Here is a 21,098-nt window from a genome sequence, read left to right on the forward strand (position 1 = left end):
TTACAAGCGAAACGGCGCGAAGTTGACGTTGGTGCCCGCCGGGCGCATGTCTTGCAGGAACGAGTCCTTGTCAGCACTCAGCTCCAGGCTCAGGGCCGCTTTGCGCTTGCCTTCGTTGCGCACCACCAGGCCTTCGAGTTTTTCCCGCAGGAAAACCGTCGGCACTTTCAAGTGCAGCAGTTCGTCGGTGTCCGGGGTGTGCATCAGCAGGTGCACCCACTCGTACTGACCAACGGCCAGGCGTGCCACCGGGATGTCGAACCACCAGATGTTGCGGTTGCGGTTCAATTCGGTGAAATGGCAGTTGTTGACGCCAAGCACAGCACCGCCGAGTTCCAGGTTTCTGCGGGCAATGGCCTGCTTTTTATCGAGTTTCATAACATTCCTACGGGATTGGATCTTCAGCGCCATGGCCTGAATACGTTGCGCATTCTCGGGGGTTGGGCGGCAAACATAAAGCCCAACCTTTAATCGGCGATGAAATGTCGCCGCAAAAATAAATGAAACTCCCTGCAAACGCCGCCGGTCAATCTTTGTGTAACGACTATGACCCTTGAATTGTTCACAGGAGAAACACCATGAGCAGCACTGGCGATAAAGTTAAAGGCATGGCAAACGAAGCGGTCGGCAACGTCAAACAAAGCGTCGGCAAGGCCACTGACAACACCAAACTGCAAGTAGAAGGCAAAGTGCAGGAAAAGAAAGGCGAAGCCCAGCAAGCCGTCGGCAAAGCCAAGGATGCAGTGAAGAAAGCCGTCGATAAATCCTGACGTGAACGCCCCTTCAGGCACCCCGAAACGGCCATCCGCGGATGGCCGTTTTTGCGTCAGGTGCATCGGTTAAACAACGAAATTTTTTCAAAGTCGCTATCTAGGCTACTTTGATGTAGAAAACGGCCCCTGAGTCGCCACGACTTCAACCTTTTTGCGGCGAAAGGAGACGCTAATGATTTTCCCGGACATGAAAGGTCTGCCCCTGCACCGCGTGATGGTGCGCACGGTCAAAGAATTCATCGATGATGAAATGTCGACCTATGCCTCGGCGCTCGCCTATCAAATGCTGTTCTCGCTGTTCCCCTTCATCCTGTTCCTGATCGCCCTGATCGGTTTCCTGCACCTGCCGGATTTCTTCGCCTGGCTGCGCCTGCAATCGGAACTGGTTTTACCGCCCCAGGCCCTGGAGCAAGTAAACCCGGTGATCGACCAGCTCCAGCAATCCAAGGGTGGCTTGCTCTCGATCGGTATCGTCATCGCCTTGTACACGGCTTCGGCCGGCGTGCGGCTGATGATGAGCGCAATGAATGCGGCTTACGATGTGGTCGAGGGCCGCCCGGTCTGGAAGCGTTTTCCGCTGTCGATTTTCTATACCGTGGGCATCGCCGGGATGTTGCTGGTCGCTGCCGCGCTGATGGTGCTCGGGCCACAGGTCATGAGCTGGATTGCGGCGCAGGTCGGGCTGGAAGACTTCATCGTGAATGTCTGGAACATTGCTCGCTGGCCGGTGATCGTGATTCTGATGATGATGGCCGTGGCGTTGATCTATTACGTCATGCCCGACGTCAAACAGGAGTTTCGCTTCATCACCCCAGGCTCGGTACTGGCGGTGGTGGTGTGGATCATCGCGTCGTTGGGCTTCGCGTTTTACGTCAAGACCTTCGCCAACTACAACGCCATGTATGGCAGTATCGGCGCGATCATCGTGCTGTTGCTGTACTTCTACATTTCATCGGCGGTGCTGTTGCTCGGCGCGGAAATGAATGCGGTGATCGAGCACATGTCGAGCGAAGGCAAAGACCCCGGCGAAAAGGTTGCCGGCGAGCACGACACACCCAAACACCACGTTTCGGGACTGGGACGGGACCACTCGCTCAAACCGACCACTGACGAAGCCTGAACATGATCCGTGAAATCCTGAAAATGGGCGATGAACGCCTGCTGCGCATTGCGCCACCGGTGCCGTCCGAGATGTTCGACAGCCCCGAGTTGTGGCAATTGATCGATGACATGTTCCAGACCATGGAAAGCGTCGGCGGTGTTGGCTTGGCCGCGCCGCAGATCGGCGTGGACCTGCAACTGGTGATCTTCGGTTTCGAGCACAGCGAACGCTATCCCGACGCCGAAGCGGTGCCGCAGACGATCCTGATCAACCCGTTGATCACGCCGCTGAGCCCAACCCTGGAAGAGGGTTTTGAAGGTTGCCTGTCGGTGCCCGGCCTGCGCGGTGCGGTGGAGCGTTATCAGCACATTCGTTACGAAGGTTTTGATCCCAAGGGGCAGCCGATCGTGCGCATTGCCTCCGGGTTTCATGCGCGGGTGGTGCAGCACGAATGCGATCACCTGATTGGCCGGTTGTACCCGTCGCGGATCAGCGATTTCAGCAAGTTCGGGTTTACCGAAGTGATGTTCCCGGACCTCGATCCCAACGCTGACGATTAAGCCGTTAAAAGATCGCAGCCTTCGGCAGCGCCTACGGGGTTTTGAGTACACCGTAGGAGCTGCCGAAGGCTGCGATCTTTTGATCCATGCTTTTATTTTGCGGGTTTAACAAACCGCAACGTCATCCGGTCCGACTCGCCAATCGCCACGTACCTGGCCTTGTCCTTCTCCCCCAACGTCAACGCCGGCGGCAAGGTCCAGACGCCGTCAGGGTAATCCTTGGTGTCCTTGGGGTTGGCATTGATCTCGCTCTTCTCCTCAAGCTTGAACCCCGCATCGGTCGCCAGTTTCACCACATACGCGGTGGTCAGGTAACCGCTGTGCTTGATGTCCTCCAGCGACGCCCCGTCCTTGGCCCGGTGATCCACCACCCCGAGCACACCGCCCGGTTTCAACACCTTGAAAAACGACTCGAACATCAGCGGCGCCGTGTCCGCCAGCACCCAGTTGTGCACGTTGCGAAACGTCAGCACGGTGTCCGCCGAGCCGGGCTTGCCGAGCACCGGTGCCGAGTGGTCGAACTCGACCACCCGGGCCTTGGCGTATTGGGCGGGGCTGGCGGCGAATTTCGCCTTGAGGGTTTCTTCGCTTTTGCGTGCGTAGTCGCTTTCGCTCGGCGCCTGGACGGCGGCAATGTAGGTGCCGTGGTCCTTGAGCAGCGGCGCCAGCAGTTCGCTGTACCAACCGCCGCCGGGGGTGATTTCGATGACGGTCTGGTTGGCGCGCAAACCGAAGAATTGCAAGGTCTGCTGCGGGTGACGGTAGACGTCGCGCACCACGTTCTGCGGGGCGCGCCAGGTGCCTTTGAGCACCTCGGCGTATTGCCCGGCGGCGATGGGTTGTGTGTCAGCGGCGTGAGCCAGGACAGGGGCGAGCAGGGCGGTGAGGGTCAAGGCGAGTAGGGCCGGTTTCATGGAGCGTCCTGGCGAAGTCGAAGTGACCCCGAGGCTAGCACGCAGGCCTTGGCGGCTGATCACACATTATCTTCAGTCAACCTCACCAACGGTTCTAAGCCCATGGCGATCATCGGTTTGCTGCGGGCGTAACGGCTCAAGCGTTCGACCATCGCGTAGGGCATTTGCGGGTCGCCGGTAAATCCGCGTCGCTCGTAAAACCCGCGCAAGTCGGGGTGGCAATAAAGCCAAACCGGGGCGTCGAGGCCTTTGACCGCAGCGGCGATCAACGCCGCCGCCACGCCTTGCTCGCGACACGCCGGATCGACAAACAACCCGGTCAACCAATGCCCGCCCGACACCGGTCGCAAACACAGCGCGGCAACGATGTCTTCGCGTCGGGCCACCCACAATTGAGCATCGCGCACGGCTTTCATCGGCGACTGGTGGGCGCGGTAAAACTTGTTCATCAAGGGCCATAACGGCTCGTCGAGCAATGCGTATCGGGTGTCTGGCATGGGCATGGGCCGTCGTTTGATCAGGCGGGCGATTATAAAAGAACGCGGGCGGCGCGATAGGTGTATACCTGACTTCACATCCCGTATGAGTGGAGTACGTATCATGGCCAAAGGCATGGATTCAAAGAAAGCAGCAAAGAAAAAACCGGCAAAAACCGCCGATGAAAAGCGCGCGGACAAGAAGGCCAAGAAGGTGGATGTGTTCGGTCACTAATTAGTTAATCGCCCCGTAGGAGCTGCCGAAGGCTGCGATCTTTTGATCTTGATTTTTAAAAAACGAAGATCAAAAGATCGCAGCCTTCGGCAGCTCCTACGGGGGGCGCGTCGAAAGTCAGTAAATAATCTGCAAGATTTCCCCACCCCGTTGCACAGAGAGGGACACGTCCCGTTCTGAGCAAAGCCATGTCCCATTACTTCGACGCCGCCCATCGAGCAGAAATCGACACCCTGCGCCAACGCCTGACCGCCCGCACCGAGTGGCCGACCTGGCTGCTGCTGATCGGCGTTTATGGCGGCTGGTTCAGCCTCCTCCTGGGCAGTGATCGACTGGGACTTTGGTGGACCACACTGTTGCTGATTCCGCTGGTGGTGCTTTGGCTATCGGTGCAGCACGAATTGCTGCACGGGCATCCGACCCGTTCGCAAACCCTGAACAAACTCCTCGGCTATGCGCCGTTTGCGGTGTGGTATCCCTACACCCTTTACCGCGACAGCCATTTGCGGCATCACCGCGACGAAGACCTGACCATCCCGGGGCTCGACCCGGAAAGCCGTTACCTGAGCGCCGAGCACTGGCAGCGCAGTTCCCTGTTCGAACAGGCCCTGCACTGGCTGAATAAAACCGTGCTCGGGCGCTTCATTCTCGGCGCGCCGCTGGCGTTGCTGGCCCTGGCCCGGGAAGAACTGCAACGCCTCAAAGCAGGCGAGCGCCAGGCCTGGCGGATGTGGCTGACCCACGGCGCGCTGACGCTGTTGATGCTGGCGTTCATCGCGCGCTACAGCGTGGTGCCGGTGTGGCATTACCTGCTGTTGATCAGCGTGCCGGCGCTGTCGATTGCGATGATTCGCTCCTACTATGAACACCGCCCCCACGCGCAACCGGAGCAACGCACGGTGCTCAATGAAGCCGCGTGGCCGTGGCGCTGGTTGTTCCTGAACCTCAATTTGCATCTGGTGCATCACGACTTGCCGAACCTGCCCTGGTACGACTTGCCCAAGGCTTACCACGCCCGCCGCGAGCAATGGCTGGCGCGCAGTGGCGGGTTTCTGGTGCAGGGTTATGGGCAGTTGTGGCGCCGGCACGGCGTGAAAGCGATCGACAGCCCGCAACATCCGTTTCATTGAATACGATGACCCCTTGTGGGAGCGGGCTTGCTCGCGAAGGCGGAGTGTCAGGCACCGAGGATGTCGACTGACACTCTGCCTTCGCGAGCAAGCCCGCTCCCACAGGGGATATTTGTTGCATAGGAATACAGAGATGACCCAACGCCTCGCCGAACTACTGATGTACGTCGCCCCCGAATCGATTCGCCAGGCCAATGAAGTCTGGTTGACGCGAATCCTCGAACGCCTGGGCGCGACCCGCCAAAGCGCCGAAGGCCTGTCATTGCCGGAGCTGTGGCTATCCCCGGATTTGCTGCTGACCCAAACCTGTGGCTATCCGCTGATGACCTTATTGCGCGGTCAGGTTCGGGTGGTCGGCCGTCCGCGCTATGAACTGCCGGACAGCACTGGCGGCAACCATTGCAGCCTGTTGCTTTGCCGCGCTGACGATCCACGGCGTAGTTTGCCGGCGTTTCACAACAGTCGCGGGGTGATCAATGACGAGGGCTCCAACAGCGGCATGAACCTGTTGCGTCATCGGCTGGCGCCGCTGCAACGTGACGGGCAGTTCTTCGCCAATGTCGGCATCAGCGGCGGTCATCGCGAAAGCCTGCGCTGGTTGCGTGAAGACCTGGCGGATCTGGCGGCCATCGACAGCGTGACCTTCGCTTATCTGGCGCGGCACGCAGAGGAAGAAGTGGCCGGTTTGCGGGTGATCGCGCGCAGTGCCTTCAGTCCGACCTTGCCCTACATCACGGTGGCCAGCGCCAGAGATGAGCAGATTGAACAGCTTCGGCAGGTGATGAATCAGACGTTGCAGGAATTGCCGGAGGTGGGCGAGATCCTTGGGCTGCAAGAGGTATTGGCGGCGACCGAAAGCGATTATCAGGTCGTGCTCGATTACCGGCAGGAGGCTGAGGTGTTGGGGTATGGGCGGTTGCGTTAGGCGCGATCCAGATCAGGATCAAAAGATCGCAGCCTTCGGCAGCTCCTACAGAGAACGCATTCCCCCGTAGGAGCTGCCGAAGGCTGCGATCTTTTGATCTTGCCTTTCTCTAATTCCATAAAGAAATATAAAAATGCTTTTTAAGTCTTATTAAAGAATAAGCCTCTTGGCTAGAATCGCGCCACCGGACCACCGGACATTCAGCGACCTCTAACCCCAGGAGCCCCTATGTCCGGCGCCGACCTTTCCCATCGCAACCACGTGGGCGGCTTGTTCCGCGCGCATTACCCCTGGCTGTGCGCACGACTGCGCCGACAGTTAGGCGCCAGTTCCAGTGTCGAAGACATCGCCGCCGAAACCTTTACCCAATTGCTGGAATCCCCGGGGCTGACGCCGATCCGCGAGCCTCGCGCCTTGCTCACCACCATCGCCCAGCGCTTGATCTATCAGCTCTGGCGCCGCCGGGATCTGGAGCGCCAGCACCTCGAACACACGCTGCCCTTCGATTCGCATCAAGCGACATCACCCGAAGAACTGCTGCAACTGACCCAGGCATTACACGTCCTGGACCGCACACTCGACCGCTTGCCGGGCAAGGTCCGGGCGACGTTTTTGTTGTCACGCGTCGATGGCCTGACCTACCCGCAAATCGCCGCCGAACTGGGCATTTCCCCGCGTTCGGTCAGCGTCTACATGACCCGCTCCCAAGCCTTGTGCGCGCAGCACAGTGCCAATGAACCCCTAAACCGAACGACCCAGAGGTCCGCATGAGATCGATCAAAACCCTGCTCGGCAGTTCGCTGCTGGCCCTGAGCCTGGTGGCTACCCACGTGCCCGCCGCCGAAAAAACCGCGCCGATCCACTTCGGCGACATCACCTGGGAAAGCGGCAGCCTGATCACCGAAATCCTGCGGTTGATCGTCGAGAAAGGTTACGGCTACCCGACTGATACCTTGCCGGGCAGCACCGTCAGCCTCGAAGCGGCGCTGGCCAAGAACGATATCCAGGTGATCGGCGAAGAGTGGGCCGGGCGCAGTCCGGCGTGGGTCAAGGCGTCGAGCGAGGGCAAAGTGTTCGGCCTCGGCGACACGGTCAAAGGCGCCACCGAAGGTTGGTGGGTGCCGGAGTACGTGATTAAGGGCGACCCGGAGCGCGGCATCAAACCACTGGCCCCGGAGCTGAAATCCGTGGCGGACCTGGCGCGCTACAAAGACGTGTTCCGCGACCCGGAAGACCCGAGCCGTGGGCGCTTCCTCAACAGTCCGACCGGTTGGACCTCGGAAATCGTCAACAGCCAGAAGCTCAAGGCCTATGACCTGACCGCCGACTACGTCAACTTCCGCACCGGCTCCGGCGCGGCGCTGGATGCCGAGGTGGCGTCGTCGATCCGTCGAGGCAAACCGGTGCTGTTCTACTACTGGTCGCCGACGCCGTTGTTGGGCCGCTTCAAACTGGTGAAACTCGAAGAGCCGGCGTTCGATGCCGAAGCCTGGAAGACCCTGGCCGACGCCAACAACCCGCACCCCAAGGGCACCCGTTCGATGCCGGCCAGCCTGGCGATTGGCGTGTCGGCGCCGTTCAAGGCGCAGTACCCGGACCTGGTGGCGTTCTTTGAAAAAGTCGACCTGCCGATTGACCTGCTGAACCAGACCCTGGCGCAGATGAGCGAAAAACGTACGCAGCCGCGTCAGGTCGCCGAAGCGTTTTTGCGTGACCAGCCGCAGGTGTGGAAGGCTTGGGTGCCGGGGGAAGTGGCGAGCAAGGTGAGTGGGAGTTTGTAGGTTTTTTCTGATGTTTTTGCGGTGTTAGTGAGATAGCTTTCGCGGGCAAGCCCGCTCCCACAGGGGATCTCAGGTGTTCATACATTTTGTGTTCGCTGGAGATCCAATGTGGGAGCTGGCTTGCCCGCGAATGGCCTAAAGCCCTACGCCAATTCTGCCGCCAACGCCGCTTTCACTGCCGGGCGCTGGTTAATCCTGGCCTGAAACCCCGCCAACGCCGGCCACCGATTCAAATCAATCGCAAACCCAGCCGTCCAGCGCAACACCGTAAACAGATACACATCAGCAATCCCGAACCCGCCCGCCATCAAATAATCCCGCCGCGCGAGCGCCTCGCTCAGCACTGCAAAACGCTTGAACAGTTTCTCCTTGATCAACGCTTTCACCTCTTCCGGAAACTGCGCATTGAACAGCGCCCCGAGCCCGCCATGAATCTCCGTCGAGATGAAGTTCAGCCATTCCTGCAACCGTACCCGCTCGAACGTCCCGTTCGCCGGGGCCAGGTTCGCCCCGGGCCGCAGGTCCGCCAAAAATTGCAGGATCGCCGGGCCTTCGGTCAGGACTTCGCCGTCGTCCAGTTGCAACGCCGCGACATAACCCTTGGGGTTGATCGCGAGGAAGTCTTCACCGTCGGCCGTGCGCTTGGTGCGGTTATCGACGCGGACCCGTTCGAACGGCAGATCGAGTTCGCGCAACACAATGTGCGGCGCCATCGAACAGGCTTGCGGGGCGTAATACAACTTCATGGATAGGGCTCTGGCTGGGGATTTACGCCAGTGTCATAGTGCGCGCCGGCCTTCGTAAAATTAATCTTTCAGAAACCAGCCATAAGGACAGCTACTGCCATGATGAATCTGATGCACTGGCGCATGGTGGTGGCCGTGGCCGATACCGGCAACATTACCCGGGCGGCCGAGCGGGTCGGCATGACCCAGTCCGGCGCCAGCCAGGCGTTGGCGCTGATTGAGGAAACCCTGGGCGTGCAGCTCTTCAGTCGGGAAAATCGCCAGACCCTGCCGACCGCCATCGGCCTGCCGGTGATCGAGCAGGCGCGCACCATGCTCGGGGCTTTGGAGACGATTCGCAGCACCGTCGATGCGGCAAAGGATGTTCAGCGCGGGAGCATTCGCCTGGCCAGTTTTCCGCTGGTGCTGGCGACCTTTCTGCCGCCGCTGTTGCGCCGGTTCAATCGGCTGTACCCCGGCATTCAAGTGGTGGCGCTGGAAGTCAGTGACGACGAAGTGGAAACCCTTCTCCGTGACGGATTGGTGGATGTCGGCGTGGTGCTCAACCCGGCGCCCGAGCGCAATGCCGGGCTGTTGGGGCGCGATGCCTGGGTGGCGGTGCTGCCCGGCGGCCACCCGTTGGCGCGTGGCGCGAATGAGGACGGCATCAGCCTCGCACAATTGGTGGCGCAACCTTTCGTGCTGGCCACCGGCGGTTGTTCGACCAATGCCCGCAGCCTCGCCGCCGACGCCGGGTTGCACCTGCTGGACGTGCGCGCCGAAGTTCGCGAGTGGAGCAGCGCCTTCACCCTGGTGCGGGAAAACATCGGCGTGACCCTGGTGCCAGAAATGACACTGCCGGCCAATCGCCAGGGTTTGCGCATTGTTGCGCTGACGCCACGGATCGAACGGGAGTTCGCTTTGGTGGTCGCGGCGCACAAAAAACCGTCGGCGGCGGTGGAGGCGCTACTGGCCATGCTCGCCGATCAATGATCGGGATGGGCGGCTGAACCGATTTTGTGCTGATTACTGGCCGACTAATGGCATTGCATCCGACATTTCACTGTCTATGCTCACCCTTAACTCTCTGTTCCAGTCACAAAAATGAATGGTTCGTGACGGCAACAGTGAGCCCGTGCAATTAGCCGCGAGTGCGCAACCCAAGGCACCGACACTGGACAACAAGGAGCCTTCCGGTAAATGGAGTTACTTGAAAAAAAGTTAGGGTTGGCCCCACCGGGCTATCAAGAGAAGGATGTCTTGGTAAGAGCGTTGCTGCATGGACACTCCGATTGAACATCATTTATCACCTGACAAATCCTTCCCTTGGAGGGATGCGTGTGCCTGTTCCGTGGAACGTAGTGGTGGATCTTGAAAGACCAAGAACTTTCATCAATCAAAAGACCGCGCTGAAGGTGATACAACCATGTTTAACCTACATCACAAGGCTGACCTGCTAGAGATCGAGCGTTTCAATTGTGCATTGACCGAGACTAACGCCAAGTTGGCGGCAGTCAGTCGTTCAATGGCCATGATCGAGTTCAGCCCGGAAGGGATCGTGCTCGACGCCAATGAAAACTTCTGCGCCACCCTGGGTTACAGCGTCGAGGAAATTCGCGGCAAACATCACCGGATCTTTTGTGAAGAAGCGTTTTACCGCAGTGAGGAATACGCCAAGTTATGGCGCGACCTGGCCCGTGGCGAGCCTATCAGCGGCACCTTTCTGCGGCTGAACAAGGCTGGCCGGGAGATCTGGCTTGAAGCCAGTTACATGCCGGTATTCGGCCCTGATCGGCAAGTCAGAAGCGTGATCAAAGTGGCCTCGGACATTTCAGAACGGATCTACAAAGAGCATGAAAACGAAAGCATGCTCGCGGCGATCGGACGTTCCATGGCCGTGATCGAATTCACCCCCGATGGCCGGGTGATCACCGCCAACGAAAACTTCCTGAAAACCATGCACTACTCGCTCCACGAAGTGGTCGGCCAGCACCACAGTATGTTTTGCCACCGTGCCGATGCCGAGTCCGCGCAGTACAAGGCGTTCTGGGCGTCACTCAATCGCGGCGAATATCACTCGCACCGTTTCGAGCGCAAAGACAAGCACGGTCATACGGTATTTCTGGAAGCGTCCTACAACCCGCTGTTCGACACCAAGGGCCGCTTGTACAAAGTGGTCAAGTTCGCCAGCGACATCACCCATCAAGTGACGACCCTGCAAACGGCCGCGGAATCGGCCCACAGTACCTCGGTACAAAACGACGCCTGTGCGCAGAAAGGCTCCCAGGTGGTTCAGCAAACGGTGCAGATCATTCAGGACATTTCCCGCGACCTCAACGAAGCGGCCCTGAGCATCGATGCGGTGAGCAAGCAGTCCGACATCATTGGCACCATCGTCCAGACCATCCGTGGCATCGCCGACCAGACCAACCTGTTAGCACTTAACGCCGCGATCGAAGCGGCCCGGGCCGGGGAACACGGACGCGGGTTTGCGGTGGTGGCCGATGAAGTGCGCAGCCTCGCGGCCCGCACCAGCCAGGCGACGCTGGAGATTGTCGAGGTGGTGCGCAAAAACCACGACTTGTCGTTGAGCGCGGTGTCGAGCATGCAGTCGAGCTTGAGTCGAACCGGATTAGGCGTGGAACTGGCGAACGAGGCGGGGGAGGTGATTCTGGAGATTCAGCAAGGATCGCGGCATGTGGTGGATGCGATCAGTCAGTTCAACTCGACGTTGCAACTCAACTGACCCCAGGAACACCACAAATCAAAAATGTGGGAGCGGGCTTGCTCGCGAAGAGGCCATCACATTCAACGTCTCTGTTGATTGTGACTCCGTCTTCGCGAGCAAGCCCGCTCCCACAGGTTTTGTGTTCGGCTTTCAGATCGCGCTGTTAGAGCGAAGCCAGGAACTTGTCGACGACCTGCGGGCTATCCGGTTTGTCGGTCGTGCCGTTTTCCTTGTCAGCCTGGGCCAGTTTCATCTTGTCCTGAAGGCGCTCGGCGATCTCTTTGCCAACGGCCAGTTGTTGCGCCGGCGGCATGGCTTGCAACTGATCTTCAGTAATACCCATCTCTTTCAGAATACTGTCGCGCATCCGCTGTTCCGGGGATTTGCTCATGTAGTCCTTGAAGTCGGTCATCGCCGTGCTGTCGGTGGACTTGGCTTTGTCGGCGTCCGGCACGGACGCTTGCAGGCCCACACGGGTTTTCGCGAACGCTTCGTCAACGTTATCGCTGATGGTGCTCGCCGCGCTGACTTGCTGGGTGGCGGACGTCAGTCCGGACGACTGCACGTTGGTGCTGTCCTGCTTGATTTGCGCCACGGTGTTCTGCGCGTTCTGGATCAAACCACTGTACAGCGCGCTGGCGGCGGCGGTGGTCGGGTCCATGTCGGTGCGCTGGGTGTGTTGAATGATGGAAGCTTTTTGGGCATTGACCAACATGATGGATAAGCCTGTAGGTAATTGCTGTCGCGTGTGTAGGAGCAATTAGCGTGCCGCTGCGCAATCCTCCGGTTTTACGAGGGATTACGCCGCGGCGGCGGTCAGAACTTGCCGCTGAGCGGCAATCGCGCAGGCGTCAGCGGTGAGCAATGTTCTCCAGGGCCAGGTTCCGCGTGCGCGGGCCGAAGTAGCCGATGGTGATCATCACGATCAACATGCTGCTGACGATAAACGCCAACACCCCCGGCGTGCCGAAGTGTTCGAGGAAGATCCCGATCAGCAAGCTGCTGAACACCGTCGATAAACGGCTGAACGAATAACAGAATCCCACGGCCCGGGCGCGGATGTTGGTGGGGAACAGTTCGCTCTGGTAGGAGTGGTAGGCGAAGCTCAGCCAGGCGTTGCAGAAGGTGATCATCACCCCGCAGACGATCAGCCCGAGCGCACTGGTTTGCAGGGCGAACAACGTGCCGAAGGTCATGGCGCCCAGGGCCGAGCCGACGATCTGCCATTTGTTCTCGAAACGGTTGGCAAACTTCACGAACAGCAACGGCCCGAGCGGGTAGGCCAGGGTGATGATGAAGGCGTACATCAGGCTGTGCGTGACGCTCACGCCTTGCCCGGAGAGCAGCGCCGGCAACCAGTTGCCGAAACCGAAGAAGCCGATGGCCTGGAACACGTGGAAGACAATCAGCATCAGCGCCCGACGACGGTAGGGGGGTTGCCAGATGTCGGCGAATCGACCGCTGCCCTGGGTGTCCACCGCCGCCAGTTCCGGTTCGTCCAGCGGCTTGCCTTGATCCTTCACGCAGCGCGCCTCGATGTCATCGAGAATCCGCCCGGCCTCATCGAACCGGCCATGCTGGGCCAGCCAGCGCGGGGATTCCGGCAGACGCTTGCGCAGCCACCAGATAAACAACGCAAACACCGCGCTGGCCAACACCACCCAACGCCAACCGGAGATTCCGAACGGCGCCTGCGGCACCAGCCACCAGGACATCAACGCCACCGCCGGCACGGACAGAAACTGCACGAAAAACGCAAAGGCAAACGCCGAACTGCGCATGCGCTTGGGCACCAGTTCCGAGAGGTAGGCGTCGATGGTTACCAGTTCGATGCCGAGGCCGATGCCGACCAGAAAGCGCATGCCAATAATCCCCAGCGCTGAACTTTGCACGCCCATGGCCACGGTCGCGACCGTGTACCAGACCAAGGCAAACGTGAAGATCGCCCGCCGACCGAAGCGGTCCGCCAACGGGCTGAGCAGGCTGGCGCCGAGGAACAACCCGAGGAACGTCGCCGAGGCAAATGCGGCCTGATCGGAGAAACCGAATACGCCTTGGCTGCCGGTGGCGAAGATCCCGTCGCGGATCAGGCCGGGGCTGATGTAGGCGGTCTGGAACAGATCGTAGAGTTCGAAAAAACCACCAATCGACAGCAACGCCACCAGCCGCCAAATGGTGGCGACGGCGGGGAGGCGGTCGATGCGAGCGGAAATCCGGGCGGCGCGAACAGGGTCGATGCCGTCGGTTTGAGCGATGGCGTGGGCGTGGGCAGGCATGGGCTGATCCGATTCTTGTTGAAGCGGAAGCTTAGCCTGCTATCGGAAATGTTTGGTTGCGAATCTTGGCGTATTTGCTCCGGGATTCACTGGGTTATTGCCATGAATGTTTATTTTTGGCGGTTTGTAGCGCGAAGCCGCTCAAGGCAGCCCATTACAGCCGTGTTTGAGAAAACCGGGACGCTGCGCCAAACGTTGGAAATACTCATCGACCGCCGGGTAATCGGGGCGCTCCATCGGTGTCATCAACCAGCGGTTGACCGACAAACCGATCACGATGTCGGCCAAGGTGAAGCGCGGTCCTGCAACGTAAGCCTTGGTGGCGGCGAGCTGCTGCTCAAGGATGCTCATCTTGTGGTTCCAGCCATCGACACCGACAGCGATCCGGTGCGGGTCCTGGAACTCGGGGTCTTTGCGTACCAGCGCGGTGAAGGCGTAGCTCCACGACGGATTGAGGTCGGTGGCCTGCCAATCCATCCACTGTTCTACCCGGGCGCGGGCGGCGGGTTCGGTGGGCAGCAAGTCGTGGTTGTGGTGCTTGCCGGCCAGGTAACGGCAAATGGTGTTGGACTCCCACAGCACCCCGGCGTCATCGATGATCACCGGCACCTGGGCGTTGGGGTTGAGGCGGGTGAACTCGGGGCTGTGGGTCGAGGCAAAACCGCTGCCCCAATCCTCACGTTCGTAGGTAACGCCCAGTTCCTCACAGGTCCACAGGACTTTTCTGACGTTGATGGACGACGCTTTACCGAGAATTTTCAGTGCATGTTCCATGGAGCTACTCCTTTAGCGAGTCGACGCCTCGGGAATCTAACATTAAGCCGGGTCTGGCAGCGCCGATGCCGGGAAACCCGAAGGCGAAGGCGTAGTACGGGGATGAGGGACACCCTCAAGATTAGTTGAAAACATGCGGATGACCTGTAGAAACGTGGCCGCAGGTTTTGGGGCTGCTTCGCAACCCAACGGGGACGAGCCCCCTCACCACAGTGATCGGTGGTTGTTCTGAATGCGTGGGAAAGGGCTGTAGGAAAGCCGTTTCGGCAGGTTTCCAAAGGCTACAGCTTCTTGCTCCATTGCCTACACCTGCGCCAGAATCCGCCGGCTTGTGCGTCTGGAGGCCGGACTTTATCGTTTCCGTGTCGCTGCCCATTCAGTGATCGGGTCTAGCAGCCCGGCTACTTTAGACGCATGCGTTCACCGTCCGTGATCCGTTCACGTTATGGCGGCTGTGCGTGGGAAGACCTTCGGGTCTACCGGTCTCTAGAGTCCCGGTCTGCTAGCCCGCGCACGGCTGTCACCTCTTTTCGTTCGCAGCGAAACGCAACACCGCTGGGCATTGCACAGTTCATCCTGTCAGCGGAACTGGCGGTGAATCGCGACCCACAAGACTAACCCCCGACACGCCCCCCTGTAGGAGCTGCCGAAGGCTGCGATCTTTTGACTTTGATTTTTAAAAGCAAGATCAAAAGATCGCAGCCTTCGGCAGCTCCTACGCGGGGATTCGATTGCTGTGTGGGAAAGGGCTGTAGGAAAGCCGTTTCGGCAGGTTTCCAAAGGCTACAGCTTCTTGCTCCATTGCCTACACCTGCGCCAGAATTCGCCGGCTTGTGCGTCTGGAGGCCGGACTTTATCGTTTCCGGGTCGCTGCCCATTCAGCGATCGGGTCTAGCAACCCGGACATCTCTAGACGCATGGCGTCCACCGTTCGTGATCCGTTCACGTTATGGCGGCTGTGCGCGGGAGACCTTCGGGTCTACCGGGTTCTAGAGTCCTGGTCTGCTAGCCCGCGCACGGCTGTCACCTCTTTTCATTCGCAGCGAAACGCAACACCGCTGGGCATTGCACAGCTCATCCTGTCAGCGGAACTGGCGGTGAATCGCGACCCACAAGACTAACCCCCGACACGCCCCCCGTAGGAGCTGCCGAAGGCTGCGATCTTTTGACTTTGATTTTTAAAAGCAAGATCAAAAGATCGCAGCCTTCGGCAGCTCCTACGGGGGGCGTGTCAGATTTGAGGCGGTCAGGTGCTCTCGCGCACCCTCAATTCAAAACCCATGTCCTGCACCGGTTTGGCCACGGTATTGCCGGCCATCAGTGTCAGCATCTGTTCCGCTGCGCGCCGGCCGATGGCTTCGCGCGGGGTGTTGATGCTGCTCAGGCGCGGCACCATGTGCGCCGAGGCCGGCAGGTCGTTGAAGCCCAGGACCGCCACTTGCTCGGGGATCCTGATCCCGCAACGCAGGGCCTCCAGCAACGCGCCCTGGGCCAGGTCGTCGTTGCCGAAGAAAATCGCATCGACATCGGGATGGCTGGCCAGCAATTGCAGGAACAACTCACCGCCCAAACCGACCGACGACGCTCGCGGCGTCAACACTTCCAGGTCGGGGTCATACAAACCGGCCTTTTGCAGGGCTTTGCGGAAGCCTTCGCCCCGTAGCAAGGTGCGCTGGTCCAGTTGCGCGCCGATGTACGCCAGGCGCTTGCGACCGCGAGACAGCAAATGCTCGGCCGCCGTTTCGCCGGCCGCCAGTTGCGAGAAGCCGACGCAATTGAGGCCCGCCGCGCTGTCCAGCTCCATCATGTAGACGCAGGGAATGTTGCTGGCTTCGATCATCCGTCGCGAACTTTCGGTGCGGTCGAAACCGGTCAGCAGCAAGCCACGCGGCTGATAGGCCATGTAGTTGCGCAGCAGGTTTTCTTCTTCGTCACGGGAGTAGTGGAAATTGCCGATCAGCACTTCAAAGCCCTTGGGCCGCAAAACCTGATGAATGGCTTCCAGGGTGTCGATAAACAGCAGGTTGGACAGCGACGGCACCAGAACAACCACCGAATGGCTTTGAGCCGAGGCCAGGGCGCGAGCGGCGGGGTTGACCACGTAGTTGAGTTCGAGCGCGGCTTTCTGGACTTTCTCCACCAGTTCGGTGGCCACAGTGCTGACCCCGCGCAGGGCCCGGGACGCGGTAATCGGACTGACGCCGGCCAGGCGTGCAACTTCATTGAGGGTAGGGCGGCCAGTGGTGCGTGGATTTTTATCGTTTTTAGGAGAGGTCATCGGGCGGCTTGCCAAACAAAATTCAAGGCACTAAGGTAGCGCTGTCCCGAAGCCGCTGCAAATGCGTAAGCGAGTTTTGCCTGAACCTCGCTTTTTGGCCTTGTGAACGAACATGCTGCAACCCACAAAAATGACAAGAAGGCGTCGGCAACTTCTGCTTTTGCACTAGAGTCTTACGTAGCAAAGGTAGCGCTGTCTGCGCGCTGAGGTGTTTCATGAATCATCCCATCACCGCCCTGGTCATCATGGGCGTTGCCGGTTGCGGCAAGACTTGCGTCAGCGAGGCCTTGTGCCAGCTCAGCGGCGCGACTGCCATTGAAGGCGACACTTTCCACCCTGCCGCCAATATCGAAAAGATGAGCGCGGGTATCCCCCTGAACGACGAAGACCGTGCCGGCTGGCTCGACAGCCTGTGCGATGAACTGCGCCGCGTCGATGCCAAGGGCCAACGCCCGGTGCTGACCTGTTCGGCCCTCAAACACAGTTACCGCGAAGTGCTGCGCAGTGCTTTGCCGGGCCTGGGTTTCGTATTCCTGGAACTGACCCCTGAAGTCGCCGCCGAGCGTGTGTCGCACCGCCCGGGCCACTTCATGCCCTCGACTTTGATCGACAGCCAGTTCGCCACCCTTGAATCGCCGGTCGGCGAGCCGCTGACCTTGGCGCTGGACGCTTCGAACCACAGCGTCGAGCAACTGGCGAAGCAGGCTCACGTCTGGTGGCTCGAACACGGTTTGAAACGCGCGGTATGAGTTTTCTTCGAAGAGATAGCGCTGTCCTTATGGTTTTCGAATTACCCGCTTTAATAACAACAACAATCAGGAGACACCCCTAATGTTTGGCATGTCCCACGAGTCGTTTCTGCTGCTAGATGCAGTGGTCACCGTGATCGGGCTTATTGTCCTGATCACCAAATTCAAACTGCACCCATTCATTGCCCTGATCATCGCCGCCGGTTTCCTCGGCCTGACTTCCGGCATGCCGGTGGGCACCATCCTAAAGGCGTTCCAGGACGGTTTCGGCGGTGTGCTGGGTTTTGTCGGGATCATCCTGGCGCTGGGCACCATGCTCGGCAAAATGATGGCCGAATCCGGCGGGGCGGATCAGATTGCCCAGACCCTGATTCGCGCGTTCGGCAAAGAACGCGTGCAGTGGGCCATGATGTTCGCGGCATTCCTGGTCGGGATTCCGTTGTTCTTCGAAATCGGCTTTGTGCTGCTGATTCCGCTGGTGTTCATCGTGGCCCGGCGTACCGGCGTTTCGATCATCAAGATTGGTATCCCGCTGCTGGCCGGTCTGTCGGCGGTCCACGGTTTGGTGCCGCCGCACCCGGGCCCGTTGCTGGCCATCGGCGTGTTCGGTGCCGACATCGGTAAAACCATTCTGTACGGCCTGATCGTTGCGCTGCCAACGGCCATCATTGCCGGCCCGATTTTCGGCACGTTCATCGCCAAGTACATTCCGGGCCATGCCAACCAGGAACTGGTGGATCAACTGGCCCGCGAGCCAGAAGCGACCAACCTGCCAAGCTTCGCCATTACCTTGGTCACCGTGCTGTTGCCGGTGTTCCTGATGCTGCTCAAGACTTTCGCCGACGTCGCGCTGCCGGACGGGCACTTCTTCCGCAGCTGGATGGACCTGATCGGTCATCCGATCTCGGCGCTGCTGCTGGCGTTGCTGCTGTCGCTGTACACCTTTGGACATCGTCAGGGCATCGGTTCCAAGCAAATCCTCAAACTGCTGGATGCAAGCCTGGCGCCGACCGCCGCGATCATTCTGATCATCGGTGCCGGTGGTGGCTTCAAGCAGATGCTGGTGACCAGCGGTGTGGGTGACGTGATCGGCCACATGGCGGTCAACGCACAGATTTCGCCGATCCTGCTGGCGTGGCTAGTGGCGGCGGTGATTCGCGTGGCGACGGGGTCTGCCACTGTGGCAACCATTACTGGCGCGGGCATCGTGGTGCCGGTGGTGGGGATGATTCCGGGCGTGAACCGTGAGCTGCTGGTGCTGGCCACCGGTGCTGGTTCGCTGGTGCTATCCCACGTCAACGACGCCGGTTTCTGGCTGGTGAAGCAGTACTTCAACATGACCGTGGCTGAAACCTTCAAGACCTGGACCGCGATGGAAACCATCCTGTCCGTGGTGGCGCTGGGCTTTATCCTGTTGTTGTCGCTGGTGGTTTAAACACCCCGCGGACACAAAAAAACCGCAGCGATGCGGTTTTTTTGTGGGTGAATCAAAAGCTCTGCAATCCCCTAATCCCTGTAGGAGCTGTCGAGTGAAACGAGGCTGCGATCTTTTGATCTTGTTTTTAAGATCAAAATCAAAAGATCGCAGCCTCGTTTCACTCGACAGCTCCTACAGTGTTGGGTGTTGGGTGTTGGGTGTTGGGTGTTGGGTGTCAGGCGTTGGCTTTGGTGACGAGCCCATCCGCCCGGAACATCCCGCGAATCCCGCGCACGGCTTGACGAATCCGGTCCTGGTTTTCGATCAGCGCGAAGCGCACGTGATCATCCCCGTATTCCCCGAATCCTACGCCCGGCGAGACGCAAACCTTCGCTTCGGCGAGCATTTTCTTGGCGAACTCCAGCGAGCCCAGATGCGCATACGCCTCGGGAATCTTCGCCCAGACATACATCGAGGCTTTCGGGTTTTCGACCATCCAGCCCAATTCATGCAGGCCTTTGACCAGTACGTTGCGGCGCTGGCGGTACTGCTCGGCGATGTCTTTGACGCACTGCTGATCGCCTTCAAGCGCGGCAATCGCCGCGACTTGCAGCGGGGTGAACGTGCCGTAGTCGTGGTAGCTCTTGATCCGCGCCAGGGCGTTGACCAATTCGGCGTTGCCGACCATGAAACCAATCCGCCAGCCCGCCATGTTGTAGCTCTTGGACAGGGTGAAAAACTCCACCGCAATGTCCTTGGCGCCCGGCACTTGCATGATCGACGGGGCTTTCCAGCCGTCGTAGACGATGTCGGCATAGGCCAGGTCGTGCACCACCAAAACGTCGTACTGCTTGGCGAGGGCGATCACGCGTTCGAAGAAATCCAGCTCCACGCATTGAGCGGTGGGGTTGGACGGGAAGCCGAGAATCATCATTTTCGGTTTCGGGATCGAGCCGCGAATTGCGCTTTCCAGTTCGGCGAAGAAGTCCACCCCCGGAATCAACGGCACCGAGCGCACCTGGGCGCCTGCAATCACGGCACCGTAGATGTGAATCGGGTAGCTCGGGTTCGGCACCAGCACGGTGTCGCCCTGGTCGAGGGTGGCCAGCATCAAGTGCGCCAGGCCTTCCTTGGAACCGATGGTGACAATGGCTTCGGTTTCCGGGTCGATGTCGACCGCGTAGCGATCCTTGTACCAATTGGAAATCGCCCGGCGCAGACGCGGGATGCCCTTGGACGTCGAGTAACCGTGGGTGTCTTCGCGCTGGGCGACGGTCACCAGTTTTTCGACGATGTGCGGCGGGGTCGGGCCATCGGGGTTGCCCATGCTGAAGTCGATGATGTCTTCGCCACGACGACGGGCGGCCATCTTCAGCTCGGCAGTGATGTTGAATACGTAAGGGGGGAGTCGATCTATGCGCGCAAAGCGGCGCGGCGAACCTGGGTTAGCCATTGTTGCCTCGGATAACGTGAGCGCCCGGAACCGTCCGAGCGACGCTGGCCACTGCGGTGGCCTGTGGCGGAATGTAAGGGCTGTTGTGGCACACTGTCCAGTGACTGTGTAAACAAATTTGTCCGAAGGAAATCCCTAGATGGAATTTAGCAGTGGCTTCTTGCTGAGCCTTTCGTTGTGCCTGGATATCGGCGTGGCCAATATCGCGATGATCACCCTGGCCATGCAACGCGGCTATTTTCAAGGCTTTGCGCTGGGTTTGGGGACCTGTGTCGGCGACCTGATCTACGCCGTGCTGGCGCTGGCCGGGATGACCGTTTTGCTGCAATACGAAACCGTGCGCTGGGTGTTGTGGATTGGCGGTTCGGCGTTGCTGGTGTACTTCGCGGCGAAGATGATTTATTCGGCCATCCACCATGAAGCGGTGTTGGCCCAGACTGCGGAAGTCGGGCAAAACTCCCACCGCAAAGAGTTTTTCCGAGGGATTTTCCTCGCGATGTCGTCGCCCAGCGCGATTCTCTGGTTCGCGGCGGTGGGCGGTACGCTGATTGCGCGTTCCGGTGCTTCAGGTCCGCTCAGTTCGGCGTTGTTCCTCAGCGGGTTCTTCTGTGCCGGACTGCTCTGGAGTGCCGGTTTGTGCTTCGCCGCCAGTCACGGCGGCAAACTGCTGGGTGACAAGCTGCTGCGCTACTCCTACATGGCATCGGCGGCGATCTTCTGCTATTTCGCGGTGTACGTGATCCTATCGGGCTACAACGAGTTTATTGTCAAAGCCGCCGTCGAGCAGTTGCCGGGGCTCTGA

General features: G+C 59.6%; 21 protein-coding genes. 12 read left to right on the forward strand and 9 right to left on the reverse strand.

The features are described 5' to 3' along the window. Positions 1-378 carry a hypothetical protein gene (locus V5E99_RS08005; protein ID WP_123514191.1) on the reverse strand — a complete coding sequence of 126 codons (378 nt, stop codon included), beginning with the start codon at positions 376-378 and terminating at the stop codon, positions 1-3. A gap of 200 nt (positions 379-578) precedes the next feature. Between V5E99_RS08005 and V5E99_RS08010 the strand changes: the two genes are divergently transcribed. The 3 genes from V5E99_RS08010 (at position 579) to def (ending at position 2,435) form a co-directional block, all read left to right on the forward strand. Then, a complete protein-coding gene (locus V5E99_RS08010) occupies positions 579-770 on the forward strand; it encodes a CsbD family protein (RefSeq protein ID WP_499801952.1) in 192 nt (63 codons plus the stop codon). A gap of 175 nt (positions 771-945) precedes the next feature. Continuing rightward, a complete protein-coding gene (locus V5E99_RS08015) occupies positions 946-1,893 on the forward strand; it encodes a YihY/virulence factor BrkB family protein (RefSeq protein ID WP_499801953.1) in 948 nt (315 codons plus the stop codon). A gap of 2 nt (positions 1,894-1,895) precedes the next feature. Beyond that, on the forward strand, positions 1,896-2,435 hold the full coding sequence (def, locus tag V5E99_RS08020; RefSeq protein WP_499801954.1) for a peptide deformylase: 540 nt from the start codon (positions 1,896-1,898) through the stop codon (positions 2,433-2,435). 92 nt (positions 2,436-2,527) lie between these two features. Here def and V5E99_RS08025 read toward each other — a convergent pair whose 3' ends face one another. Further along, positions 2,528-3,349 (reverse strand): class I SAM-dependent methyltransferase, encoded by an 822-nt coding sequence (locus V5E99_RS08025; protein WP_499801955.1) that lies wholly within the window; start codon positions 3,347-3,349, stop codon positions 2,528-2,530. A gap of 59 nt (positions 3,350-3,408) precedes the next feature. Then, the gene (locus V5E99_RS08030; protein WP_499801956.1) at positions 3,409-3,846 is read right to left on the reverse strand and encodes a GNAT family N-acetyltransferase; all 438 of its coding nucleotides are present in this window, start codon (positions 3,844-3,846) and stop codon (positions 3,409-3,411) included. A gap of 402 nt (positions 3,847-4,248) precedes the next feature. Here V5E99_RS08030 and V5E99_RS08035 point away from each other — a divergent pair, with 402 nt between their 5' ends. From V5E99_RS08035 to V5E99_RS08050, 4 genes are all read left to right on the forward strand, one after another. Beyond that, complete coding sequence (locus V5E99_RS08035) at positions 4,249-5,190, forward strand: fatty acid desaturase (RefSeq protein WP_499801957.1); 942 nt, start codon at positions 4,249-4,251, stop codon at positions 5,188-5,190. A 133-nt stretch (positions 5,191-5,323) separates the two neighbouring features. Further along, a complete protein-coding gene (locus V5E99_RS08040) occupies positions 5,324-6,115 on the forward strand; it encodes a phosphate/phosphite/phosphonate ABC transporter substrate-binding protein (protein WP_499801958.1) in 792 nt (263 codons plus the stop codon). A gap of 228 nt (positions 6,116-6,343) precedes the next feature. Further along, positions 6,344-6,886: a sigma-70 family RNA polymerase sigma factor gene (locus V5E99_RS08045; protein WP_499801959.1), complete on the forward strand. Its 543-nt coding sequence runs from the start codon at positions 6,344-6,346 to the stop codon at positions 6,884-6,886. Continuing rightward, positions 6,883-7,896, forward strand: a complete 1,014-nt coding sequence (locus V5E99_RS08050; RefSeq protein ID WP_499801960.1) for an ABC transporter substrate-binding protein — start codon at positions 6,883-6,885, stop codon at positions 7,894-7,896. Before V5E99_RS08045 ends, V5E99_RS08050 begins: the two co-directional genes overlap by 4 nt. 143 nt (positions 7,897-8,039) lie before the next feature. Here V5E99_RS08050 and gstA read toward each other — a convergent pair whose 3' ends face one another. Beyond that, on the reverse strand, positions 8,040-8,642 hold the full coding sequence (gene gstA, locus V5E99_RS08055) for a glutathione transferase GstA (RefSeq protein ID WP_499801961.1): 603 nt from the start codon (positions 8,640-8,642) through the stop codon (positions 8,040-8,042). A gap of 99 nt (positions 8,643-8,741) precedes the next feature. Between gstA and V5E99_RS08060 the strand changes: the two genes are divergently transcribed. After that, the gene (locus V5E99_RS08060) at positions 8,742-9,614 is read left to right on the forward strand and encodes a LysR family transcriptional regulator (RefSeq protein WP_499801962.1); all 873 of its coding nucleotides are present in this window, start codon (positions 8,742-8,744) and stop codon (positions 9,612-9,614) included. A 433-nt stretch (positions 9,615-10,047) separates the two neighbouring features. Continuing rightward, on the forward strand, positions 10,048-11,367 hold the full coding sequence (locus V5E99_RS08065) for a methyl-accepting chemotaxis protein (protein WP_499801964.1): 1,320 nt from the start codon (positions 10,048-10,050) through the stop codon (positions 11,365-11,367). A gap of 145 nt (positions 11,368-11,512) precedes the next feature. On the opposite strand, the gene V5E99_RS08070 is transcribed toward V5E99_RS08065, so the two are convergent. The 4 genes from V5E99_RS08070 to gntR form a co-directional block, all read right to left on the reverse strand. After that, the gene (locus tag V5E99_RS08070) at positions 11,513-12,064 is read right to left on the reverse strand and encodes a hypothetical protein (RefSeq protein ID WP_499801965.1); all 552 of its coding nucleotides are present in this window, start codon (positions 12,062-12,064) and stop codon (positions 11,513-11,515) included. 136 nt (positions 12,065-12,200) lie between these two features. Then, complete coding sequence (locus V5E99_RS08075; RefSeq protein ID WP_499801966.1) at positions 12,201-13,625, reverse strand: MFS transporter; 1,425 nt, start codon at positions 13,623-13,625, stop codon at positions 12,201-12,203. Positions 13,626-13,766: 141 nt separating this feature from the next. Further along, positions 13,767-14,399, reverse strand: a complete 633-nt coding sequence (locus V5E99_RS08080; protein WP_499801967.1) for a glutathione S-transferase family protein — start codon at positions 14,397-14,399, stop codon at positions 13,767-13,769. A 1,246-nt stretch (positions 14,400-15,645) separates the two neighbouring features. After that, positions 15,646-16,677 carry an HTH-type transcriptional regulator GntR gene (gene gntR / locus V5E99_RS08085; RefSeq protein WP_499801968.1) on the reverse strand — a complete coding sequence of 344 codons (1,032 nt, stop codon included), beginning with the start codon at positions 16,675-16,677 and terminating at the stop codon, positions 15,646-15,648. 215 nt (positions 16,678-16,892) lie between these two features. Here gntR and V5E99_RS08090 point away from each other — a divergent pair, with 215 nt between their 5' ends. Both V5E99_RS08090 and V5E99_RS08095 read left to right on the forward strand, forming a co-directional pair. Further along, on the forward strand, positions 16,893-17,426 hold the full coding sequence (locus V5E99_RS08090; protein ID WP_499801969.1) for a gluconokinase: 534 nt from the start codon (positions 16,893-16,895) through the stop codon (positions 17,424-17,426). 82 nt (positions 17,427-17,508) lie between these two features. Continuing rightward, on the forward strand, positions 17,509-18,861 hold the full coding sequence (locus tag V5E99_RS08095) for a GntP family permease (protein WP_499801970.1): 1,353 nt from the start codon (positions 17,509-17,511) through the stop codon (positions 18,859-18,861). Between the two features lie 217 nt (positions 18,862-19,078). Here the strand turns inward: V5E99_RS08095 and alaC are convergent, their stop codons facing one another. After that, complete coding sequence (alaC, locus tag V5E99_RS08100) at positions 19,079-20,296, reverse strand: alanine transaminase (protein ID WP_499801971.1); 1,218 nt, start codon at positions 20,294-20,296, stop codon at positions 19,079-19,081. 139 nt (positions 20,297-20,435) lie between these two features. Here alaC and V5E99_RS08105 point away from each other — a divergent pair, with 139 nt between their 5' ends. Next, on the forward strand, positions 20,436-21,098 hold the full coding sequence (locus tag V5E99_RS08105) for a LysE family translocator (protein WP_499801972.1): 663 nt from the start codon (positions 20,436-20,438) through the stop codon (positions 21,096-21,098).

Origin of the sequence: Janthinobacterium sp. LPB2021202312-11-4 (assembly GCF_037049705.1) — a bacterium.
GTDB lineage: Bacteria > Pseudomonadota > Gammaproteobacteria > Pseudomonadales > Pseudomonadaceae > Aquipseudomonas.

Excerpts from the sequence above, each read along its gene's own strand:
- V5E99_RS08005 (WP_123514191.1), bottom strand. The coding sequence starts at position 378 with ATGAAACTCGATAAAAAGCAGGCCATTGCCCGCAGAAACCTGGAACTC.
- V5E99_RS08010 (WP_499801952.1), top strand. The coding sequence starts at position 579 with ATGAGCAGCACTGGCGATAAAGTTAAAGGCATGGCAAACGAAGCGGTC.
- V5E99_RS08015 (WP_499801953.1), top strand. The coding sequence starts at position 946 with ATGATTTTCCCGGACATGAAAGGTCTGCCCCTGCACCGCGTGATGGTG.
- def (WP_499801954.1), top strand. The coding sequence starts at position 1,896 with ATGATCCGTGAAATCCTGAAAATGGGCGATGAACGCCTGCTGCGCATT.
- V5E99_RS08025 (WP_499801955.1), bottom strand. The coding sequence starts at position 3,349 with ATGAAACCGGCCCTACTCGCCTTGACCCTCACCGCCCTGCTCGCCCCT.
- V5E99_RS08030 (WP_499801956.1), bottom strand. The coding sequence starts at position 3,846 with ATGCCAGACACCCGATACGCATTGCTCGACGAGCCGTTATGGCCCTTG.
- V5E99_RS08035 (WP_499801957.1), top strand. The coding sequence starts at position 4,249 with ATGTCCCATTACTTCGACGCCGCCCATCGAGCAGAAATCGACACCCTG.
- V5E99_RS08040 (WP_499801958.1), top strand. The coding sequence starts at position 5,324 with ATGACCCAACGCCTCGCCGAACTACTGATGTACGTCGCCCCCGAATCG.
- V5E99_RS08045 (WP_499801959.1), top strand. The coding sequence starts at position 6,344 with ATGTCCGGCGCCGACCTTTCCCATCGCAACCACGTGGGCGGCTTGTTC.
- V5E99_RS08050 (WP_499801960.1), top strand. The coding sequence starts at position 6,883 with ATGAGATCGATCAAAACCCTGCTCGGCAGTTCGCTGCTGGCCCTGAGC.
- gstA (WP_499801961.1), bottom strand. The coding sequence starts at position 8,642 with ATGAAGTTGTATTACGCCCCGCAAGCCTGTTCGATGGCGCCGCACATT.
- V5E99_RS08060 (WP_499801962.1), top strand. The coding sequence starts at position 8,742 with ATGATGAATCTGATGCACTGGCGCATGGTGGTGGCCGTGGCCGATACC.
- V5E99_RS08065 (WP_499801964.1), top strand. The coding sequence starts at position 10,048 with ATGTTTAACCTACATCACAAGGCTGACCTGCTAGAGATCGAGCGTTTC.
- V5E99_RS08070 (WP_499801965.1), bottom strand. The coding sequence starts at position 12,064 with ATGTTGGTCAATGCCCAAAAAGCTTCCATCATTCAACACACCCAGCGC.
- V5E99_RS08075 (WP_499801966.1), bottom strand. The coding sequence starts at position 13,625 with ATGCCTGCCCACGCCCACGCCATCGCTCAAACCGACGGCATCGACCCT.
- V5E99_RS08080 (WP_499801967.1), bottom strand. The coding sequence starts at position 14,399 with ATGGAACATGCACTGAAAATTCTCGGTAAAGCGTCGTCCATCAACGTC.
- gntR (WP_499801968.1), bottom strand. The coding sequence starts at position 16,677 with ATGACCTCTCCTAAAAACGATAAAAATCCACGCACCACTGGCCGCCCT.
- V5E99_RS08090 (WP_499801969.1), top strand. The coding sequence starts at position 16,893 with ATGAATCATCCCATCACCGCCCTGGTCATCATGGGCGTTGCCGGTTGC.
- V5E99_RS08095 (WP_499801970.1), top strand. The coding sequence starts at position 17,509 with ATGTTTGGCATGTCCCACGAGTCGTTTCTGCTGCTAGATGCAGTGGTC.
- alaC (WP_499801971.1), bottom strand. The coding sequence starts at position 20,296 with ATGGCTAACCCAGGTTCGCCGCGCCGCTTTGCGCGCATAGATCGACTC.
- V5E99_RS08105 (WP_499801972.1), top strand. The coding sequence starts at position 20,436 with ATGGAATTTAGCAGTGGCTTCTTGCTGAGCCTTTCGTTGTGCCTGGAT.